We start from the raw sequence: 20709 nt of genomic DNA, 5'->3' as shown, positions 1-20709 counted from the left end.
GCCAGTTGGACACGTTTCCCCCCATCAGGGTTGTACGCGCGCGGCACCACGTTCACCGCCGTGCGACATGCCCTCATACGTACCTGCACTTCCCCGAACACCCCGACTGCCCCGAATCGTTCCCCCCGCCGCGCCAGAGGTGACCGCATAGACGCGCAGTCCCCGGTCGGCGGTTGCAGCAGGCCGAAAGTCATCGTCGGATACCCCGACACCCCATCTCAAGAGGTTGAGACCTTCAACTTACTCACAGGACGTTCACAGAGAGTACAAAATCGGTTCGATCAGGACCGGGGGAACTCCGCGGCCACCGATTCGGCGATCTGTGCCACGTTCAACGCCGCCCCCTTGCGGAGGTTGTCGCCGCAGACGAAGAGTTCCAGACCCCGGGGATCGTCCAGTGACCTGCGCACTCGTCCGACCCAGGTCGGATCGGTGCCGACGACGTCGGACGGTGTCGGGAAGTCCCCCGCCGCCGGGCTGTCGTACAGCACCACGCCCGGTGCCGTCGCCAGGATCTCGTTGGCCCGGTCGACCTCGATCTCGTTCTCGAACCGGGCATGCACGGACATCGAGTGCGTCGCGATGACGGGTACGTACACACAGGTCGCCGCGATCCGCAGGCCCGGCAGGTCCAGGATCTTGCGGCACTCCTCGCGGATCGCCATCTCCTCCGAGGACCAGCCGTCCCCGGCCTCGGTCCCGGCCCAGGGCACCACGTTGAGGGCGACCGGGGCGGCGAAGGGGCTGCCTTCCGCATCCCCCAGGGCCCTGCGCACGTCCCCCGGCTTCGTGCCCAGTTCCGTACCGGCGACCATCGACAGCTGTTCGCGCAGCGCGGCGACACCGTCCCGGCCCGCCCCGCTCACCGCCTGGTACGAGGAGACGACCAGTTCCCGTACGCCGAATTCGGCGTGCAGCGCTCCGACCGCGACGATCAGTGCGAGCGTCGTGCAGTTCGGGCTCGCGACGATGCCGCGTGGCCGGATCCGTGCGGCGTGCGGATTGATCTCGGGCACCACCAGCGGAACGTCCGCGTCCAGCCGGAACGCGGCCGAGTCGTCGATGACGACCGTGCCCTTGGCGGCGGCGATCGGCGCCCACTGCGCGGAGACCTCGTCGGGCACCAGGAAGAGCGCCACGTCGACGTCGTCGAAGACCTCCTCGGTGAGCTGGAGGACCTCGCTCTCCTCGCCGCGCACGACCAGCTTGCGGCCGGCCGAGCGCGGCGAGGCGATCAGCTTCACCTCGCCCCAGACATCCGCGTGCTGCGAAAGGATCTGGAGCATGACGCCGCCGATCGCCCCGGTCGCTCCGACGACCGCGAGCGAAGGACGGCGCGCGGTCATCGGCCGGTGCCCCCGTAGACGACGGCTTCGTCGGAGTCGCTGTCCAGACCGAAGGCGGTGTGCACGGCGCGCACGGCCTCCATGACGTCGTCGGCGCGGGTGACCACCGAGATGCGGATCTCGGACGTCGAGATCAGCTCGATGTTCACACCGGCGTCCGACAGCGCCTCGAAGAAGCCCGCCGTGACTCCCGGGTTGGTCTTCATGCCGGCGCCGACCAGGGAGATCTTCGCGATCTGGTCGTCGTAGCGCAGCGACTCGAAGCCGATGGTGCCGCGGTTGCGCTCCAGTGCGTCGATGGCCTTGCGGCCCTCGGCCTTCGGCAGCGTGAACGAGATGTCGGTCAGACCGGTCGACGCGGCGGAGACGTTCTGCACCACCATGTCGATGTTGATCTCCGCGTTCGCGATGGTGCGGAAGATCGCGGCGGCCTCGCCCGGCTTGTCGGGCACGCCGACGACGGTGATCTTGGCCTCGGAGACGTCATGGGCGACTCCGGAGATGATCGCGTGCTCCACCTTCTGGTCCCCTTGCGGCTCGTTGCTGACCCAGGTTCCGCGCAGTCCGGAGAAGGACGAGCGGACGTGGATCGGAATGTTGTAGCGGCGTGCGTACTCCACGCACCGGTGCAGCAGCACCTTGGAGCCGGACGCGGCCAGCTCCAGCATGTCCTCGAAGGAGATCCAGTCGATCTTCCGGGCCTTCTTCACGACCCGCGGGTCGGCGGTGAAGACACCGTCCACATCGGTGTAGATCTCACAGACCTCGGCGTCCAGCGCGGCCGCGAGCGCGACGGCGGTGGTGTCGGACCCGCCGCGGCCGAGGGTGGTGATGTCCTTCTTGTCCTGGGACACACCCTGGAACCCCGCGACGATCGCGATGTTCCCCTCGTCCAGCGCCGTACGGATACGGCCCGGCGTCACATCGATGATGCGCGCTTTGTTGTGGACCGAGTCGGTGATGACGCCTGCCTGGCTACCGGTGAACGACTGGGCCTCGTGGCCCAGGTTTTTGATCGCCATCGCCAGCAGGGCCATGGAGATCCGCTCCCCGGCGGTCAGCAGCATGTCGAACTCACGCCCGGCAGGGATCGGGGATACCTGCTCGGCGAGATCGATCAACTCGTCCGTCGTGTCGCCCATCGCTGACACCACGACAACCACCTGGTTGCCGTTCTTCTTGGCATCGACGATTCGCTTGGCGACGCGCTTGATGCCTTCGGCATCGGCTACGGAGGAGCCTCCGTACTTCTGCACGACAAGGCCCACGTGCGCTCCTCGCTCAGTCCATTACTGCGGTCGGCTCAGTTTAACGAGCAGTCCGGAATCGCCCCGCTGATACCACATGGTGAGATGTCCCGCTCAGCACGTGATCATCGGCGTGTCGCTCCGGACCGCTCGTACGGGGTTGCTGCCCGCCGATCGGCTCACCACTCCATTATGTGGCCCAGCACACACATGAGCGCTGAGCCACATGATGGAACACGGTCAGCAGCCGAGGCAGGGCTCCACGCCGTGCCCGAGCATCGCCACGGCTCGCTCGCTCAACGCCCCGGAGTAGACCTGCACCTCGTCGACCGAACCGTGCAGGTACTCGCCCCACCCGTCGGCCGTGCGGCTGCGCCCCACCTGGAGGCCGCCGGTGCTCGTCCAGGCCGAGTGGAAGGCCGCGCCGGCGCTTGCCTGTCCGTCCACATACAGAGTGATCCGGTCCGAACCGTCGTCGTACACGACCGCGATCTTGTTCCCCCGCGATACAGCGTTGTTGGGCATCTGCTTGCGTCCGGTCACCGTCTCCTCCGCCCCCTGCGCATCCGCATGGCTCATCACGAGCTCGAACGTGTGCGTCGCGGGCACGTACCGCACCTTGAACGCGTCGCCGTGCTCACCGCCCTGCGAGAGCACGGTCATGGGATGCGCGGGCTCCCGGTCCGCGAAGCGGACCACCGCACCGATGGTGAAGCTGTCGCCGGTGTCGACGACCGGGCTGTCCGTCGCGGCGTAACCACCGGCCCCGTCGAGTTCCAGGTGCCCTTCGCCCACGAGCGGGTCCCGGCCCGCGACCGGTTCGCACTCCGGGTCGGCAGCCGGGTCGCAGGCATCGGCCGGCACGTTGTAGATCGAAGCACCCGCCGCGAGCTTCAGCGGCGCACCACCGTGGACCTCCGGGCTCAGGCCTCCGGGCCCGGTCTCCAGGGCCCAGTGCCCCCGCTCCTGCGGGATACGGCGGGCAAGCTGCGCCACCTCCGCGGGAACGACGACCCGGTCGTACGCACGGACGTCACCGATCTCGCCCTGCCAGCGATCCCGGTAGCCGTTCTTGCCGCGAGCCCGGCCGATCTGGAAGTCACCGGTGACCGTCGAAGGCGTGGCCTCGGTGGCGATGCCCGCCTCCTGCCCGTTCACGTACAGGTGCGCCAGCCCCGTCTCGGCGTCGTACAGTCCGAGCACATACGCCCATTCACCGGTCTCCGGGCGGCCCCCCTGGACACGCGCGCCGCCGGTGCCGAACGACCAGACCGGCTCACCGTCGCCGGTCCGGACCCCGAGAGTGAAGCCGGCAGCGGTACCCGCGTCCTGGCTGGTGATCGTCATGTCATGGTCCAACGCCGCGGGCCGGACCCATCCGCCGACCGCGAAGGTCTTTCCCGCCCCGACGACCGGTGCCGCAGGTGTCAGGAAGCCGTACCCCGTCCCGTCCAGCGTCGCCGTGGACGTCACCGAGGTGCCCGAAGGCGCCGGCCCGCCGAAGGCGACCCCCGCTCCGGCACGGGCCGCGGGCCCCGAGGTCGCTTCGGCGGACGTGGAACCGGCCGGGTCGGACAGCTTCCACTGCCCGACCGGGGCGCGCCCCTCCTTCACGAAGAAGTCGTAGGTCGTGCTCGGGCTGCGGCGCCCCGAGCGGTCGCTCGCATACACCTCGACCCTGCCGGACCCCGACGACGTCGGCATGAAGCGGATCTCCGCCGAACCGTCCGGCCCGTCCGCTTTCACCGTCTCGTTCGAACCGCCGAGAAAGCGGTACGTGTAGCCGACGACGTCATCGGACGGCGAATCGAAACGGAACGTCCCGTAGACCCCGACACCGTCCGACCAGAACACATCCTCCGGATACTCGGCCGAGACGACCGTGGGCTTCGCCGGGCTCTCGTCGTCGATCACGAACTCACAGCCCGCTCCGCTGTCGTCGGCCGCGCTCCACGGCGAGACGGCCTTGCCGTCGTCGGCCCGCACCCGCCAGGAGATCACCGTCCACGGCGGAAGGTCGGAGGGCAACTGCCACCCCGCGCGCGCCCCTGAGGGCAGAAGCCCCACGGGGCTGTATCTCCGGCGCTGCTCGGTTCCGCTCGCGTCCTTCCACCACACCTCGAACTCGGCGTCGACGAGGTTCCCCTCCCCAGGAACGTCGTCCTCCACCGGGTCGTTCAGCACTGCGGTCACCCGCGGCGCCGCCGGTACGTATGGGCGGCCCTCCCCCGCGGCACATGGCTCCGACTCGGTGTTCAGATCTGCGGCGACCGGCTGGAGCGGCGGCAGATTGTCCACGGCCACGGCTGCGCCGGGTGCGGCCATCACCGCGGCAACCCCGACCGCCAGCGCTCCGAGCCACCTGGCTCTCCGGGTTCTCGTCCCTCTTGCCATGCTTTCGGTCCCCTCCCCTGCGATACCCGTGGCTGTCACGGGCTGGGGGAGGCTAACAGCAGGCACGGACAATACCGCCGGCATTTTCCACACGCCGCAGGAAGTCCGTCGCCGGGTGGCTCACCGCGCCTACGGTGAACCGGAGCCCCCTGGTCCGCCCCCGGAGGTCCCCCGCCCATGCGCAAGCCGCTCCGTGTGCTCCCGCTGCTCCTGGCGCTGTCCGCCGTACCCCTGACCGCGTCCCCCGCCCACGCGGGCTCCGCCTGCTTCGCCACCCATGCCGACGCCCCGGTCTACGCGGGCGCCAACCCTGTCCCGACACCGTCCGACATCGTCGGCTACCTGGACCCGGGTATTCCGGTGAATGCCACCCGACAGGGCGCGGACGAGCTGTGGCGCGTGTCGCGTACGGACGACGGCGCACCGCTGGGCTACATGCGCGACGGCGACCTGCGGTGCGACGGGGGCTGAGAGAGCCTTGAGGCAGCGACGGCGGCGTCTACTGCACCGGCCGCAGCCCCAGCGGTCCCGCGATCTCCTCGGCCATCACCCGGCCGGCCTCCTCGGCGAGGTCGTCGTCGAGGGTCTCCGTGTCGGTGTCCAGGCCGTCCAGCTCCTGGAGGGGCTGGTTGAGGCGGATGTGGGCGATCAGGGACTGGAGGGCGCGCAGGGTGGCGGAGGCGGTGGAGCCCCAGTTGGAGAAGTAGGAGAACTGCCACCACCACAGCGCCTCGGTGGTGCGGTCCTCCTCGTAGTGGGCCAGGCCGTGGCGCAGGTCGGTGACCAGGTCGGCCAGGTCGTCCGAGATCCGGGCCGGGACCGGGGCCTTGCGGGGCTCGTACGGGTCGAAGACCTCGGAGTAGACGTCGATCGGCTCCAGCAGGGCGGCGAACCGCTCGCGCAGCCCGTCGGCGTCCGGCTCGGCGCCCAGGTCCGGCTCGTAGCGCTCGTCGGGGACGATGTCCTCGTACGCGCCGAGCCGGCCGCCCGCCAGCAGGAGCTGGGAGACCTGGAGCAGCAGGACGGGGACGGCCTCCTCGGGCTCCTCGACCTTGGACACCTCGGTGACCGCGACGATGAACGTCTTGATCTGGTCGGCGATCTGGACGGCGAAGTCGTCAGGGTCCTGCGTGACGGAGTTCAGCGTGGCGTCAGACATCGAGGGGACCTCCCGTGGGCACGGTCGCGAACGGTGAGTAGAACATAGCGTCGCTGAACGTAAAGCCGCCGTGAGTCGCGGGAACGCCCCTCGAAACGGTCACGGGAAGAACATCGGAAGACGTAAAGGCGTCACACATCGAGCAGGCGCCTCCCCTCGAAGGCGCGGCCCAGGGTGACCTCGTCCGCGTACTCCAGGTCGCCGCCGACCGGCAGGCCGCTGGCCAGTCTGGTGACCCGCAGGCCCATCGGCTTGACCATCCGCGCCAGGTACGTCGCGGTGGCCTCGCCCTCCAGGTTGGGGTCGGTCGCCAGGATCAGTTCCGTGATCGAGCCGTCGGCGAGGCGGGCGAGCAGCTCGCGGATGCGCAGATCGTCCGGGCCGACGCCCTCGATCGGGCTGATCGCGCCGCCGAGCACGTGGTACCGGCCCCGGAACTCACGGGTCCGCTCGATCGCGACGACGTCCTTCGGCTCCTCGACCACACAGATCACCGACGGGTCCCGGCGCGCGTCCCGGCAGATGTTGCACTGCTCCTGCTGGGCGACGTTGCCGCAGACCGAACAGAACCGGACCTTGTCCTTGACCTCCAGGAGGGCATGGGCGAGGCGGCGCACATCGGTCGGCTCGGCCTGCAGGATGTGGAAGGCGATCCGCTGCGCGCTCTTGGGACCGACGCCGGGCAGCCTGCCCAACTCGTCGATGAGGTCCTGAACCACGCCTTCGTACAACGGGAACGCCTTCCTTTCCTGTTCTGTTTCTGTTCCTGACCGGTCGGAAGGGACGGGTCAGAAGGGGAGGCCGGGCATGCCGCCCAGGCCCTGGGCCAGCGGGCCCAGCTTCTGCTGCTGGAGCTGCTGCGCGTTCTCGTTCGCCGCCTGGACCGCGGCGACGACGAGGTCGGCGAGCGTCTCGGTGTCCTCCGGGTCGACGGCCTTCGGGTCGATCACCAGATTGCGGAGCTCGCCGGAACCGGTCACGGTCGCCTTCACGAGACCGCCACCCGCCTGGCCCTCGACCTCGGTCCTGGCCAGTTCCTCCTGGGCCGCGGCGAGATCCTGCTGCATCTTCTGGGCCTGCTGCAGCAGTTGCTGCATATTGGGCTGACCACCACCGGGAATCACGGTCACTCCTGGCAATTCGACGACAAAATGTTTCGGTAAGCCGAGCCTACGTGGTCCCCGGGCAGCGCGCCCCACTCACTGGCGCGCAACTCTTTCGAGTGAGTTTCAGGCAGCCCTTGCCGGGCTCCTATACCTGATCACAGGCCCTGCGCACCCGGGAATACCGCGTTTTCTCCTCCGCAGCCCACCATTCGGCGGTAGGAAGGGCACACGCATCAGGACACCCAGGCACACCGATCGTCACGCAAAGTTACCCACTCGGGACAGTCGGCCATGCCGGAGAGCAGTGAGCACCCCACCGTCTCGAAACACATCGCCACATCAGGCGTCGCTACGCAGAATGCAGAGGAGTACCCGGTGAGTCAGCCGGAGAAGCAGCCCGAAGGGCCGCCCCGCAACGAGCCCGGTCCGGCCGGCTCGGACTCCCGCGCACGGGGCCGGGATCTGACCGGTACGCCATTCCCGCTCGGCGACTGGGGCGAACCCGCCGACCGCCTCGACGAGTTGTACCGCTGGGTCGAGGCGGACGCGCTGCGCACCGCCGACTGGTACCTGAACGACCGGGTGCGCAAGCGCCGGGGCGCCAGGGCGCTGCGGATCGGCACCGCGCTCGGGACGGTCGCGGGCACCGCGCTGCCGCTGCTCGATCTGACCGGGGCGCTGCCCGGGGCGGCGGGCTGGGGCTATCTGTCGCTGCTGCTGGGCGCCGCGTGCATGGCGTGCGACCGGTACTTCGGCCTCACCTCGGGCTGGATAAGGGACCTCGCCACCGCCCAGGCCGTGCAGCGGCGCCTCCAAGTGCTGCAGTTCGACTGGGCGTCGGAGTGCGTACGGGAGGTGCTCGGCCCGACCGAGGGGACGGCCAGCGAGGCGGCCGAACGGTGCCTGGGGGTGCTGCGGCGGTTCTCGGAGGACGTCATGGAGCTGGTGCGCACCGAGACCGCGGACTGGATGGTGGAGTTCCGGGCCGGGCCCGCGCCGATGGGGCTGCAGGCGCTGTCGTCGGGCTCGGGGAACGGCGGGCGTCCGGATCAGGGGGTGCTGTCGGGGCGGTTCCCGCTCCAGACGATGACCCGGCCGAACATGCCGCGCCAGCGCCCGCCGGAGTCACCGCGATGACCTCGCGGTGACCCCGGGGGGGCGCCCCAGGGGCCTTGCCGGCCTCAGCTGAAGATGATCATCGAGCCCTGGGCGAGGCTGCGGGTGGCCGCCGCGTGCAGGCCCAGCCAGACGTGCCGCTCGCGGGCGAACGGGCTGTCGTCGTACGGGATCGGCGCCGCCGGTTCCTCCAGGGAGGTCGGCGCGGCGGGCGGCAGCGGGGCGGCCGGCGGGTTCGCAGGGTCGATGCCGATGGAGGGGGCGACGTACTGCAACTCCCGCAGCAGCCCGTGCGATGAGCCGAGCGGGCCGCCGCCCGCCAGCAGGTCGTCGTTGGAGAGCGGGGCGGCGAAGTCCAGCGGGACGTACGCCCCGGCATGGTCGTAGTGCCAGACCAGGTGGGACTGCTGGGCCGACGCCTCGAACATCTCCAGCAACTGCTCGTAGTCCCCGCCCAGTTCGCCGATCGGCGTGACGGCGAGGCCACTTAGCTGGAGCAGGAAGGCGCGGCGCAGGAAGTGCAGGGCGTCGTAGTCGAAGCCCGCGACCGGGGCGACGTCGCCCGTCAGGCCCGGCATGTAGGCGTACACGGGAACGGGCGGCAGTCCGGCCTCGCCCAACGCCTTGTCGTAGACGGCTATCTCTTCGGCGAACGGGTTGTCGGGGCTGTGGCACAGCACATCGACGAGGGGGACCAGCCACAGGTCACAGGCCACGAAGTCTCGCTCTCCCCTTGGGTGCGCATGGAACGTGTGGAACGTTCGGGTTGGTCGGGACAGCGTAATGCTGTGGGTGCGTTGCGCACAGTGGCCGGTACCGACAGGGGCAGGAGGCAGGCCCTACGGCTCCGGCGTACCCGCGACCGGCTCCGGCCCGCCGCGCCCCGGATGCTCGAGCTCACCGGCCGCGAGCCGGTCCGCCCAGTTCAGCGCGTGCGCGCTGTAGTCGTCCATCACCGCGCGCACCGCGTCGTGGTCGCCGAGGGTGATCGCCGCGACCAGGTCCGGATGACCGTGCCAGAGCCAGTCCCGGGCCCTTGCGTCATGGCGCAGGTACGGCACCGCGAACACCCAGGCCTGGACGCGCAGTCGGTGCAGGAAGTCGTTGATGTAGGTGTTGCCCACCAGCACGCCCAGCTCGCGCCAGAACCGCAGGTCGTAGCCGATGAGGATGTCGAGGTCGCCGCCCAGCGCCGCCCGCGCCGCCTCCTGGGCCCTGCGGCGCACGGAGACCAGGCAGTCCCGGTACCCCGCCAGTTGCGTGGGCGAGGGCCCGGGGCCGAAGAAGACCCCGCGGATGACTCCGTCGATGACCAGGCTGCGGGCCTCGACCAGCGACCGGTAGTCGGCGACGGTGAATTCCCGTACCCGGAAGCCCCGGTGCTGGTCCGACTCCAGCAGCCCCTGCGCGGAGAGGTCGAAGAGCGCCTCGCGCACCGGCGTGGCCGAGACGCCGTACTGCTCGGCGATCTGCTTGACCGTGAATTCCCGCCCCGGCTGCAGACGCCCGGCGAGCACTTCGTCACGCAGCGCGTCCGCGATCTGCTGCCGCAACGTGCTGCGGGTCACAGCTCCGCTCGCGCACATGGCGCCCCTCCCCGATCTTTGCTTCCGGTCACCTTAAGCCAGGGCCGCTGTGCCCGGATCCGGGCAGGGGAGGGGCGTCGTACCGCGGGGCGCGTGCTAGGCGGCCCCGCGGGCACGGGTCACGCTGTGTGCTCGTCCGCGACCGAGAGCGCCGCGTCGAGGGCAGCGAGGCCCTCCTTGGCCTCGGCCTCGGTGATGTTGCAGGCCGGAACGGCGTGCGTGCGGTTCATGTTGATGAAGGGCCACAGGCCGTTCTTCTTGGCCGCGGCACCGAAGGCCGCCATCGGCGCGTTGGCCTCGCCCGCCGCGTTGTACGGGACCAGCGGCTCGCGGGTCTCCTTGTTGCGGACCAGGTCCAGCGCCCAGAACGCGCCGAGGCCGCGGACCTCGCCGACCGACGGGTGGCGCTCGGCGAGTTCGCGCAGGCCGGGGCCGAGGACCGTCTCGCCGATGTGGGCGGCGTTCTCGATGACCTTCTCGTCCTCCATCACGTGAATGGTGGCGACGGCGGCCGCGCAGGCCAGCGGGTGACCGGAGTACGTGAGTCCGCCCGGGTAGGCGCGGGTCTCGAAGGTCGCGGCGATCTCGGCGGAGATCGCGACGCCGCCGAGCGGCACATAACCGGAGTTGACGCCCTTGGCGAAGGTCATCAGGTCCGGCACCACGTCGAAGTGGTCGGCGGCGAACCACTTGCCGGTGCGGCCGAAACCGGCCATGACCTCGTCGAGGATGAAGACGATGCCGTACCGGTCGCAGATCTCGCGGACGCCCGCGAGGTAGCCGGGCGGCGGCGTCATGATGCCCGCGGTGCCGGGGATCGTCTCCAGGATGATCGCGGCTATGGTGCCGGGGCCCTCGAAGGCGAGGGTGTCCTCAAGGTGCTGGAGCGCGCGGGCACACTCCTCGGCCTCGGTCTCGGCGTGGAACGGCGAGCGGTAGAGGAACGGCGCCCAGAAGCGGACGACGCCCGCCGAGCCGTTGTCGGACGGCCAGCGGCGCGGGTCACCGGTCAGGTTGATCGCGGTGGAGGTGGCGCCGTGGTACGAGCGGTAGGCGGAGAGCACCTTCGAACGGCCGGTGTGCAGCCGGGCCATCCGGACGGCGTTCTCGACGGCCTCGGCACCGCCGTTGGTGAAGAAGATCTTGTCCAGGTCGCCGGGGGTGCGCTCGGCGATGAGGCGTGCGGCCTCGGAGCGCGCCTCGATCGCGAACGCGGGGGCGAAGGTGGCGAGCTTGCCCGCCTGCTCCTGGATCGCGGCGACGACGGTGGGGTGCTGGTAACCGATGTTGGTGTAGACGAGACCGCTGGTGAAGTCCAGGTAGCGGTTGCCGTCGTAGTCCCAGAAGTACGCCCCCTCGGCGCCGGCGACGGCGAGCGGGTCGATCAGGCCCTGGGCGGACCAGGAGTGGAACACGTGCGCGCGGTCGGCGGCCTTCACGGCCGCACCGGCAGCGGGGTCGACATGCGGTGCATGCGGGGCATGAGGGGTCATGCGGCGAGCGTAGGCGGTACCGGGAGCGGGTCGACATGGCCACCTTGTATGGCGTGGGGCGCTCCGCTGGGCAGGGTGTCGGGTTGCCGCCGTACGGGGCCGGGGCGGAACGGAGGGAGCCCGGATCGCAACCGGCCCGGCCACGCGCTGCGTGGATCCCTATGATCGAGCGAGCCACGCGAGGCATCGCTCAGTTCGAACCCGGGGGAAGGACGTTCAGCGCCATGCAGAGCCTGACGCCACAGGATCCGCGTGCCATCGGCGCGTACCGGCTGCTGGGCCGTCTCGGCGCCGGCGGCATGGGCCAGGTCTATCTGGCCCGGTCCGACCGCGGCCGCACCGTAGCGATCAAGCTGGTACGGGGCGAACTCGCCGAGGAGCAGGAGTTCCGCGACCGCTTCCGCCACGAGGTACGGGCCGCCCGCCAGGTCGGATCCGTCTGGACCGCCCCCGTGCTGGACGCCGACACCGAGGCCGCCGTGCCCTGGGTCGCCACCGGCTACGTCGCCGGCCCCTCCCTGCACGCCACCGTCACCGGCCGTGCGCGCACCCCCGAGGGGGCGGCCTCCGGCGCGTACGGTCCCCTGCCGGAACGTTCGGTCCACATCCTGGGGGCCGGTCTCGCCCACGCCCTCCAGGACATCCACGCCGCCGGGATCGTCCACCGCGACCTCAAGCCCTCCAACATCCTGCTGACGATCGACGGGCCGCGCGTCATCGACTTCGGCATAGCCCGCGCACTGGACACCGTCATCGACGGCGCCGTCACCCGTACCGGGGCCCTGGTCGGATCGCCCGGTTTCATGTCGCCCGAGCAGGTGCGGGGCGAGCGGGTCACCCCGGCGTGCGACGTGTTCTGTCTCGGCTCGGTACTGGCGTACGCCTCGACCGGCCGGCTTCCGTTCGGGCCGTCCGACAGCAACCCGCACGCGCAGATGTTCCGGATCGCGCAGGAGGAACCGGACCTGACCGGCGTTCCCGTGGACCTCGTCGAACTGGTCCGGGACTGCCTGCACAAGGACCCGGCCGCCCGTCCGACGACGGACGCGATCCTGGAGCGCCTGGCCGACGGCGACACGGCGGAACCCTGGCTCCCGGGCGCCCTGATAGCCCAACTCGGCCGTCATGCGGTGGAGTTGCTGGACTCCGAGGACCCGGAGGAGAGCCCGGCGGAGGCCGCGCCCCAGGAGCCACAGACGCCCCCGGCGCCCGCCGCATCCCCGGAGCCCGCGCCGCCCACGCCCGCGCCCATGCCGACGCTCACCCCTCCCACGCACGTCCCCACGCCCACGCCCGCCCCCACGGCTGTCCCCACGCCCGCCCCCGCCTACGGATACCCGCCGCACCCCGGCCAGGGCTTCGGCCCCCAGCAGCCCCCCGCCGGCTACGGATACCCGCCGCAGCAGCAGTACCACCAGCAGCAGCCCGGATTCGGCAGCACGCCCCCCTACGGCCCCGGCCCCGGCTACCCCACCGCTCCGCAGCAGCCCGCCCCCGAACCGGCCCGGCGCCGGAGGGGCTCGACCATCGCGCTCATCGCCGTCGCCCTGCTCGTCGCGGTAGGGGCGGGCGGATCCGTCTACGCGCTCATGAACGGCAAGCCGGTGGGACCCACCCCGGGCCCCACCGGCTCCGCGCCCCCCACGGACACCTCGTCGGACTCCCCCGGGACCGACGACCCGTCCTCGCCGGACCCCTCCCCCAGCGACGGCAAGAAGAACAGCGACGGCTCCATCCCGTCCGGCTACCTCGGCACCTGGTCGGGCTCCATCGAGAACGCGGCCGGCCACTCCACCAGGAAGCTCGTCATCCAGCAGGGAACGGTCGGACAGAGCGTCCTCACCCTCACCGCGGACGGCCCGCTCGACACCGGCGGCACCTACCACTGCGTCTTCCAGGCCGAGCTGACCACGGAGCCGGCCCCGGGCGGCCCCGTCGAGGTCGGCCCCTCCACGGTCACGGTGGGCGAGCCCATGACGTCCTGCACGGCGGGCAAGGCCACCACGCTCACCCTGCTCCCGGACGGTTCGCTGCGCCGCGAGAACAACGACAACGGCGAGCAGCTCACGTACACGAAGGACGACTGATCAGGCCAGACTGCGCACCGTGAGGCCGATTCCCACCGCGAGGACGGCCAGCGCGCTCAGGACGCTCCCGTACGGGGTGTAGCGCCGCAGGGCGGGCAGCCGCCGCTCGCCCAGGACGGCGAGCCGGTTACTGCCGCCGGCCAGCAGCAGCCCGGCGGAGGTGAGGGTGAGCGCCATGCCGACGCCGTAGCCGACGACCAGCAGGACGCCGAAGAACGTACGGCTGAGCGCGACGGCCCCCAGCAGGACGACCAGCGCGGACGGACTGGGCACCAGCCCGCCCGCCAGCCCGACCCCGAGCAGCGCGGGCAGCCCGGTACGACGGGAACGCCCGTGATCAGACCCGTGATCGTGATCGTGGTGATGCCCATGCGCGTGCGCACGCGCATGGCTGTGCCCGTGTCCATGTCCGTGCCCGTGCCCATGCCCATGCCCGTGTCCATGGCTGTGCGAAGCCCGGTGCCCCGTCCGCAGTGCGCGTACCGCCGTCACCACGAGTCCCGTGCCCAGCACCGCGATCACCGCCCCGCTCACCGCCCCCAGCCACCCCAGCAGCCGCTCCCCCAGGAAGCCGCCCCCCGCCGTCAGCACCAGCCCCACCGCCAGCACCCCCGCCGTGTGGGTCACCGTCACCGTCGCACCCACCGCGAACGCGGCCCGCACGCCGCCCTCCTTCCGTGCCAGGCAGGCGGCGACGGCGAGCTTCGCGTGCCCCGGCAACGCCGCGTGCCCCGCACCCAGGAGCATCGTCAGCAGGACCGCGAGCAGGCCCACCGGCACCGTCAGGTCGCGGCCCGACGTCAGACCGGTGAGCCGGTCCTCCAGCGCCGGGAAGAGAATCGCCCCCCGGTCCACGGCCGGGGCCGCGCCGGGCAGCCGGGACCCGCCGGCACCCGCCCCTCCCCCCGTACCCGCCGCACCCGGCTCCGTACGGATCCGCGCATCGACCACGCCCGACGACCGCCCGCCGTCCCCACCCGTCGGGTAGCTTCGCAGCGCATCGCTCGAACTGCGCTCCGGCACCGAGGAGTCGACCAGCCGCACCCCGCTCCCGACCGCCGTGATCTCCTTCCAGCCCGTCCGCGCCGCCTCCGCCCCCGAGGCGAACGTCACGTCGGCGGGCCCCGACAGATCGGCGTCCGCCCGCAGTACACAGGTCAGCCGGGCGATGGGCAGGCCCGCCGCCCCTTTCCCGTACGTCAGGGAGGCGCGCCCGACGTGCCAGTCGAGCGCCTCGCCGCCCACCGAGGCCCGGGTCCGCCCGGCCAGTTCCGCGCACCGGGCCTTCGCGCGGGCGGCGGCCTCCGCCGCCGAGACCCTCCCGTCCCGGTCCCGGTCGGTGGCCTCCTCGTCCTGGGCGGTGGGGATCTCCGCGCTGTCGACGACGGCCGTGTCCTCGATCCCGTCCGGCACGAGCCGCAGCCCGTCGTAATGATTCAGGCTGAAGTTCCCCAGGGGATGGGCGGGTTGGGCGTGCACCTGCGGTGCCGTGGTCAGGCAGAGGAGCAGCGCGGCAGGCACCGCACCGCCGATCCGCTTCGTCATCAACAACAACGCGAGAACTCAGTTCTGTCGGTTCTTCTGCTGGGCCTTCTGCTTCAGCATTCGGGTGGCCAACGGAGCGTGGTACGGCGAGAAGTTCGGGTTCAGGGCGAGCGCCTCCCGCAGGTGGCGGTCGCCCTCGGGCAGCCCGAGAGTGTGCTCGATCGCGCCCCGGTGGTACCGGAACAGCGCGTTGCCCCACCCCGTCCGCGCCGCCTGCCGGGCGTACCCGACGGCCTCCGCGTCGTGCCCCGCGCGGTGCAGCGCCCAGCCCAGCGCATCGGCCACGATCACGCTCCGGGACCGCATCCACTCCCCGCGCATCAGCTCCACCGCGACCTCCGGGTCCCCGTGGTCGGCCACATACAGGGCGAGATGCGGGTCGACCGGCCCGCCGGAGGCGCGCAGCAGCCGCACCTGCGCGTCCAGCGCCGCCTTCTCCCCCCGCATTCGCTCCCCGCCCCCGCCCAGCTCCACGGCCTCCGCCAGGAACTGCGGCAACGGCGTCCGCGCCACCAGCCGCCGGTACATGCCCAGGGCCTTCGCCGTGTCACCGCGCACCGCGTACACCTTGGCCAGCCCGGCCTCCCCGTACGGATGCCCGGGTACGGCGTCCACCGCCCGCCGGAAGCGCCACTCGGCCCGGTCCACCGCGCCCTCGTTCCAGGCCAGGTCACCCAACCGGGCCTCCGCGAAGGCCCGTTCGTCGGCGGTGGCCGCACTTTCCAACGCCCTCCCCAGCGCGATCGCGGCGTCCTCCGGCCGGCCGTTGGTCTCCAGGTCGTACGCCGCCCTGCTGTACGCGGCCCCCGCCGGAGCGATGTCCAGCAGGCGCTGCACGGCCGACCTGGCCGCCTGGTAGTGGCCGAGCTGGATCTCCGCGTCGGCCAGCACCGCGTAGCCGTCCGCCCGGTCCGGCGCCATCCGGGTGGCGCTCAGCCCGAACTTCCGGCCGTCCGCGAACTCGTGGCGGGCGTTGGCCACCAGCCCCTGGCCCGTCACCGCGGCGTAGTTGTCCTTGCGCTTGAGGGCCAGCGAGCGGCGCAGGGCCTCGTCGGCCGCGTCGAGCCGGCCCGCGTCGAGCGTGACGCGGGCCTGTTCGACCTCCGCCCGCGCCAGGCCCGACCAGCCCGTCGGATCGTCCGGGTAGCGCTCCGTGCGCTTGCGGGCCGTGGCGACCGCGCGGGCCACGGCGTCGGGCGCCGCACCGGCCCGCGGGGCGGTGGCTGTCGGGCGGTTTCCCGTGCCGGGACCGAGGTACAGCAGTCCCGCCACGCACCCGGCGACGGCCACCGCCGCGCCCGCCGCGGAGATCGGAAGCCTCACGGGCCCGCGTGCGGGAGGTTGAGGTACGGGAAGGTGCTCTGCGCGTCGGCGACCTCCAGGGCGACCACCGGCTCCGGCAGCAGTCCGGGCGGCGACGGCTGGGCGGGTTCGCCCTCCAGCATCCGCAGCAGCGGCCCGTCGATGTTGTCGTTGAGCCGGCGCCCGTTGGGGAAGCCCTGCCGGTCGCCGTCGAGGACGCCCATGGCACGGGGTGCGGCGGTGATCGGCGTCGTCAGGTTCAGCCGCAGTTCCTCGGCCATCACGATGCGGCTGCGGTCGGCGTCCGCGTTCATGGTGTGGGTGTTCAGGTCGAAGCCGAACTTCGAGCCGTTGTCCGCGCCGAGGCCCTTCAGGAACAGGGCCTGGATGTCGGTGCGCGGGGTCGCCGGTGCCGGGTACCCCTGGGCCGCCTGGATGCGGTGCGGCGGTACCGGGTCCAGGGTGTCGGCGAGGAACTCGTTCTCCAGGTGGTCGTCCTTCGGCGCCCGTGCCTGGAAGCGGTCCTCGGGCCCGCCCGGCCTGGCGAGGCCGATGGTGGAGCCGTACACCGTGAACGCCAGGTGCGGATTGCCCTGCCGCGAGACCTGACGGAACGTCGGGGCCTGCTTCGCCAGGCTGCGGCCCAGGTCCGCGCCCGGCCTGGAGACGCTCGCCCACACCCCGATCACCGGGTTGCGCGCCGGGTCGCCCTTCAGCGCCACCTCGCTCTTGGGCACCTGGATGATCAGGCTGTTCACATTGAGCACCGACAGCGGCTGGGCGTCCGGCAGCCAGCCGGGCACGGGCCCCCGCGTCCCGACCGTGTACAGGCCGAAGACCTGGGTGTCCGCCTTGAACGAGTCCGCGACCTGGCTCGCGAGGGTCTGGCCGCCGCCCGGCAGCCTGCGGATCGCCTGCGCGCGCAGCTTGCCGTAGTCCGGCATCAGGAACCGGCCGGTGTTGGTGGGCGCGGCGATCGCGTCGCTCAGCAGCGTCTGGCCGGCGCCGCCCGCCGTGACCCGCTCCAGGTTGTACTTCTGACGCACCCCGAGCGACCGGTCGTCCAGCGAAGTCACCGGCGCCGGACCGACCTTGGGCCCGAGCCCGAAGGGTCTGCGGTCGTCGTCCCGGAAGGTCCAGCGGTACGTGGTGTCGGGTGCCCCGTCACCGTCGGCGTCCGTGTGGATCTCGTACCGCGCACCCGTCGCGAACGGATAGTCCACCAATGCGTTCAGCGCGGTCCCGGGCATCTCGAACGGCCGGACGTTCGCGATGAGGGTGACCATGTCGGGGTTGTCGGGGCTGCTGAACGCGTACACGTCGGTGAGGTCCGCCGCCGTGTCCAGCACCGACGAGGGAGCGTCGATGTGGCCGCCCGCCTCGCTGCTTCCGGTCAGCGGTCCCCACAGGGACGCGGCGGTCAGTGCGGCGGCGGTGGCGGTCAGTGCGGCGAGACGGCCGGATGGAAAACGGCGTGGCTGTCGGGCAGTTGCGGACATGCGACGCTCCAGTGCTCGGTGGGGGAGTCCGCCCAGACTGGTGCGCTGTTGATCATGATGCGAACTCAGCGCGCCGATCGCCGCCAATCGCGTGGAGCTTTTCCGCCGGGCGGTCTAAGGACCGTTTGACCGCGCGCGTATGTACGCATTGATGGACATGCCCGACGGGCGGTCGAGAACCATGACGCTTCCACGTCAATCGGTCAACTCCACTTTCCATACAAGCTGTTGGGCCGCTCGGACAGCTCCGTCCGGCAACTCCCCCCACGCACCATCAGATCAGGAAGGCCCCATGAGCATGCGCGCAATCCGCCGTCTCACCGCCCTCGCCGCAGTGGCCGCACTCAGCGTGCCGCTCGGCCTGGCATCGGCCGGAGCGGCCGACTCGAAGTCCGCCCCCGCCCCCCACACGGCGATTGCCGACCCGTTCCCCGGCGTGTACATCTCCCCGTGGGGAGACGCCCAGGTGGAGCTCAGCCCGGAACTGCTGACCTGGATGCGGACCGAGGGCATCACGCTGGAGGCCATCAGCCCGTTCGTGATGGACGCGGACGCCCGGGGCTTCTCCATGCCGATCGGTTCGACGGCGGGTGACGGCCTCGACTCCCGGGGCCGCATCTTCTACCCCGGTGGCCTCAACTTCCATCACGCCGCCTCGAACAAGACCATCACGTTGAAGCCGACGTACATCCGTGTGATGCCGACCCCGGGCTACTCCGCCGGGGTGGCGGTGAACGGTGTGCCGATCGCCGACGAGGTGATGATCGCGGACACGACCCCCGCCGAGGTGCTGCTCGGCGCCCGCCCGAGCCCCACGGGCTTCCGGCTGGAGAAGGTGCCGTTCCGCTTCACCGCCGAGGCATCGACGCTGTTCGCCCAGGTGACGGGTCGTCCGGGTCCTCGCGTCGGCAGCCTGCTCGGCACGCTCACGCCGAACTTCGACTACATCCCGGGCCAGACCTCCTCGCCCATCGGTTTCCCGAGCTTCTGACCGGCTCTTCCGTCTCGGTCGACGCCCGTCCGGGTCCCGTTCGCGGGGGCCGGCCGGGCGTCGGCCGTTTCGTGCTGCCCACGCCCGGTCAGCAGAGCAGGGCGGTCGCGGCGTGCAGCAGCAGCATCGTGTGGACGAACCGGTCGGGCGCCATGGGCGGGAAGTGCCAGGCCAGTGGCCAGGTCCGGCCGCTCAGCGCGGGGATCGGTACGTAACTGATCCGGCCCGCAGTCGCGTTGAGCCGGGTCACCCCCGCCGGCCACGGTTTGCTCTCCGTGCTCCCCACCGGGACGAGGAAGTACACCGCCCGCCGCCCGTTCGCCTCGGTGACGACGGGGCCGGGCTCGCCTCCCGTGATCGCCTCCATCAACCCGGCCAGCCGACGCCCTTCTTCCCCGTCCACGCGTACGGCGTCGAATTGCACGCCTGCTCTGCGCAGTTGAAATCCGGAGTACGGAATCCACTGGAGGTTCATTTCACTTTTCGGCCCATTCACAGGACCAGTCTGACCCTGGTTGGCTACCGTTTTACGTGACTGACGAGGGGCGTCGCACACCCGTTGACCTGCGCTAACTCCCCTGAACCTCAGTTGAGTTCGGCTGGGCTGGGTAGTGACCGGTTGAGACCGGTTGAGTCGAAAAGGGATCGCAATGGCGCGAGCGGAAAACAAGGAAACGGCTAGTCCGACAGCCAAGTTGGTGGCCGATGTGGCCAAAAATGCCCGCATGCGGAAGAAGCTGACTCAGGAACAGCTCGGAAAAGAGATCGACTTCTCGGCGGCGGCGGTGAGCGCCATGGAGACGTGTGCACAGCCCGCGAGCGACGACATGTTGGCGGGGGTGGAGCGGGTACTCGGGGACGGCATGGGCGTGTTCGAGCGGGCGCGGCTGTACATGCGGATGGAGGCGTATCCGCCGCAGTTCAAGAACTACCCGCTACTTGAGCAAAGCGCGGTCAGGCTTGAGCTGTACTCCGCATTTGTGGTTCATGGGCTTTTCCAGACGGAGGCGTACGCGCGGGCTCTTATCGGAGGCGGCTACCCAGCACTGTCCGACTCGCGGGTGGAGGAGCTGGTCGAGGCGCGGACCGCTCGCGGGGCACTGTTCGACCGAGAGCCGACGGCCCTGATCGAGCTGATCCTGGAGGAGTCCGTACTGACTCGGGCCATCGGCAGCGAGGAAATCATGCGGGGCCAGATGCGGCACCTCGCGAAATGCGCGCAACGCCGCAACGTCACGCTTCAGGTACTGCCGCTGGACTGCGGACTGAGCGGAGAGCACGCTGGAGACCGAGGGGACATGAACCTGATCGAGACCCCGGATCACGAGCGCCTGCTCTTCTTGGAGGTTCAGGACGAAAGCCTGCTGATCGGCGATCCCGCTGAGGTGAGCACGCGCGCCCGGCGATATGCGAAGATCCGATCACAGGCCCTGGGCCCTCGTGAATCGCTGGGCCTCATCAAGCGGTTGGCAGGAGACGAGGAATGAGCAACACCCTTCGGTGGTTCAAGTCCAGCTACAGCGACAGCGGCGGCGGCAACTGCATCGAGGTGGCCTTCGGCTGGCGCAAGTCCTCGTACAGCGCAGCCAACGGCGGCGAGTGCATCGAGGTCGCCACCTGCCCCCATGCCGTCCACATCCGGGACTCCAAGGTGCCCTGCGGGCCCACCTTCGCGGTCGCTCCCGGCGCCTGGGCGGCGTTCCTCACCTGGGCGGACTGACGTTTCGCGGGGCCGGGGAAGGCGTCCTGCCCCGGCCCCGTAAATGTGTAGGAGTTGTGGACGCCATGGCATACCCTGCGTTCGTGGGCCGCACCCCTCTCATCTCGGGTGCCACGGC

19 protein-coding genes are annotated in these 20709 nt (G+C 70.8%); 6 read left to right on the top strand and 13 right to left on the bottom strand.

Translation table 11 applies throughout. The features are described 5' to 3' along the window. Window positions 1-281 precede the first annotated feature (281 nt). The 3 genes from OG842_RS21355 to OG842_RS21345 form a co-directional block, all read right to left on the bottom strand. Window positions 282-1346, bottom strand: a complete 1065-nt coding sequence (locus OG842_RS21355; protein WP_266731737.1) for an aspartate-semialdehyde dehydrogenase — start codon at window positions 1344-1346, stop codon at window positions 282-284. After that, the gene (locus tag OG842_RS21350; protein WP_266731735.1) at window positions 1343-2614 is read right to left on the bottom strand and encodes an aspartate kinase; all 1272 of its coding nucleotides are present in this window, start codon (window positions 2612-2614) and stop codon (window positions 1343-1345) included. The genes OG842_RS21355 and OG842_RS21350 overlap by 4 nt, the downstream gene beginning before the upstream one ends. A 219-nt stretch (window positions 2615-2833) precedes the next feature. Beyond that, complete coding sequence (locus OG842_RS21345) at window positions 2834-4918, bottom strand: LamG domain-containing protein (RefSeq protein ID WP_266731734.1); 2085 nt, start codon at window positions 4916-4918, stop codon at window positions 2834-2836. Window positions 4919-5164: 246 nt separating this feature from the next. Here OG842_RS21345 and OG842_RS21340 point away from each other — a divergent pair, with 246 nt between their 5' ends. Then, entirely contained in the window at window positions 5165-5458 is a 294-nt protein-coding gene (locus OG842_RS21340) for a hypothetical protein (RefSeq protein WP_266731733.1), read from the top strand. Window positions 5459-5486: 28 nt separating this feature from the next. Here OG842_RS21340 and OG842_RS21335 read toward each other — a convergent pair whose 3' ends face one another. The 3 genes from OG842_RS21335 to OG842_RS21325 all read right to left on the bottom strand — a co-directional run bounded on the left by OG842_RS21335 (window position 5487) and on the right by OG842_RS21325 (window position 7270). Continuing rightward, window positions 5487-6146, bottom strand: a complete 660-nt coding sequence (locus tag OG842_RS21335; protein ID WP_266731732.1) for a DUF5063 domain-containing protein — start codon at window positions 6144-6146, stop codon at window positions 5487-5489. A gap of 131 nt (window positions 6147-6277) precedes the next feature. Next, window positions 6278-6877 (bottom strand): recombination mediator RecR, encoded by a 600-nt coding sequence (gene recR, locus OG842_RS21330; protein WP_266417409.1) that lies wholly within the window; start codon window positions 6875-6877, stop codon window positions 6278-6280. A gap of 57 nt (window positions 6878-6934) precedes the next feature. After that, complete coding sequence (locus OG842_RS21325) at window positions 6935-7270, bottom strand: YbaB/EbfC family nucleoid-associated protein (protein WP_072487886.1); 336 nt, start codon at window positions 7268-7270, stop codon at window positions 6935-6937. Between the two features lie 357 nt (window positions 7271-7627). Between OG842_RS21325 and OG842_RS21320 the strand changes: the two genes are divergently transcribed. Beyond that, entirely contained in the window at window positions 7628-8389 is a 762-nt protein-coding gene (locus tag OG842_RS21320) for an SLATT domain-containing protein (RefSeq protein WP_266731731.1), read from the top strand. A 44-nt stretch (window positions 8390-8433) separates the two neighbouring features. Here OG842_RS21320 and OG842_RS21315 read toward each other — a convergent pair whose 3' ends face one another. The 3 genes from OG842_RS21315 to OG842_RS21305 form a co-directional block, all read right to left on the bottom strand. Continuing rightward, window positions 8434-9084 (bottom strand): hypothetical protein, encoded by a 651-nt coding sequence (locus OG842_RS21315; protein WP_266731729.1) that lies wholly within the window; start codon window positions 9082-9084, stop codon window positions 8434-8436. Window positions 9085-9207: 123 nt separating this feature from the next. Beyond that, window positions 9208-9954 carry a GntR family transcriptional regulator gene (locus tag OG842_RS21310; protein WP_266731727.1) on the bottom strand — a complete coding sequence of 249 codons (747 nt, stop codon included), beginning with the start codon at window positions 9952-9954 and terminating at the stop codon, window positions 9208-9210. A 119-nt stretch (window positions 9955-10073) separates the two neighbouring features. Next, window positions 10074-11447 (bottom strand): aspartate aminotransferase family protein, encoded by a 1374-nt coding sequence (locus tag OG842_RS21305; RefSeq protein WP_266731725.1) that lies wholly within the window; start codon window positions 11445-11447, stop codon window positions 10074-10076. 224 nt (window positions 11448-11671) lie between these two features. Here OG842_RS21305 and OG842_RS21300 point away from each other — a divergent pair, with 224 nt between their 5' ends. Continuing rightward, on the top strand, window positions 11672-13534 hold the full coding sequence (locus OG842_RS21300; protein WP_266731723.1) for a serine/threonine-protein kinase: 1863 nt from the start codon (window positions 11672-11674) through the stop codon (window positions 13532-13534). Here the strand turns inward: OG842_RS21300 and OG842_RS21295 are convergent, their stop codons facing one another. The 3 genes from OG842_RS21295 to OG842_RS21285 are packed head-to-tail and all read right to left on the bottom strand — an operon-like array spanning window position 13535 to window position 17880. After that, window positions 13535-15079: a nickel transporter gene (locus OG842_RS21295; RefSeq protein WP_266731721.1), complete on the bottom strand. Its 1545-nt coding sequence runs from the start codon at window positions 15077-15079 to the stop codon at window positions 13535-13537. Between the two features lie 18 nt (window positions 15080-15097). Next, a complete protein-coding gene (locus OG842_RS21290) occupies window positions 15098-16402 on the bottom strand; it encodes a tetratricopeptide repeat protein (protein ID WP_266731720.1) in 1305 nt (434 codons plus the stop codon). Then, window positions 16399-17880, bottom strand: a complete 1482-nt coding sequence (locus OG842_RS21285; protein ID WP_266731718.1) for a DUF4331 domain-containing protein — start codon at window positions 17878-17880, stop codon at window positions 16399-16401. The genes OG842_RS21290 and OG842_RS21285 overlap by 4 nt, the downstream gene beginning before the upstream one ends. A 292-nt stretch (window positions 17881-18172) precedes the next feature. Between OG842_RS21285 and OG842_RS21280 the strand changes: the two genes are divergently transcribed. Beyond that, a complete protein-coding gene (locus tag OG842_RS21280; protein ID WP_266731716.1) occupies window positions 18173-18871 on the top strand; it encodes a hypothetical protein in 699 nt (232 codons plus the stop codon). Window positions 18872-18959: 88 nt separating this feature from the next. Here the strand turns inward: OG842_RS21280 and OG842_RS21275 are convergent, their stop codons facing one another. Next, a complete protein-coding gene (locus OG842_RS21275) occupies window positions 18960-19346 on the bottom strand; it encodes a hypothetical protein (RefSeq protein WP_266731714.1) in 387 nt (128 codons plus the stop codon). 175 nt (window positions 19347-19521) lie between these two features. Here OG842_RS21275 and OG842_RS21270 point away from each other — a divergent pair, with 175 nt between their 5' ends. Both OG842_RS21270 and OG842_RS21265 read left to right on the top strand, forming a co-directional pair. Continuing rightward, on the top strand, window positions 19522-20358 hold the full coding sequence (locus OG842_RS21270) for a helix-turn-helix domain-containing protein (RefSeq protein ID WP_266731713.1): 837 nt from the start codon (window positions 19522-19524) through the stop codon (window positions 20356-20358). Beyond that, complete coding sequence (locus OG842_RS21265) at window positions 20355-20591, top strand: DUF397 domain-containing protein (protein WP_266731712.1); 237 nt, start codon at window positions 20355-20357, stop codon at window positions 20589-20591. Before OG842_RS21270 ends, OG842_RS21265 begins: the two co-directional genes overlap by 4 nt. Window positions 20592-20709 lie beyond the last annotated feature (118 nt).

This window comes from Streptomyces sp. NBC_00376, assembly GCF_036077095.1.
GTDB lineage: Bacteria > Actinomycetota > Actinomycetes > Streptomycetales > Streptomycetaceae > Streptomyces.
The sequence above is the reverse complement of the archived record's forward strand: the minus strand, read 5'-3'. Positions and strand labels throughout refer to the sequence as shown.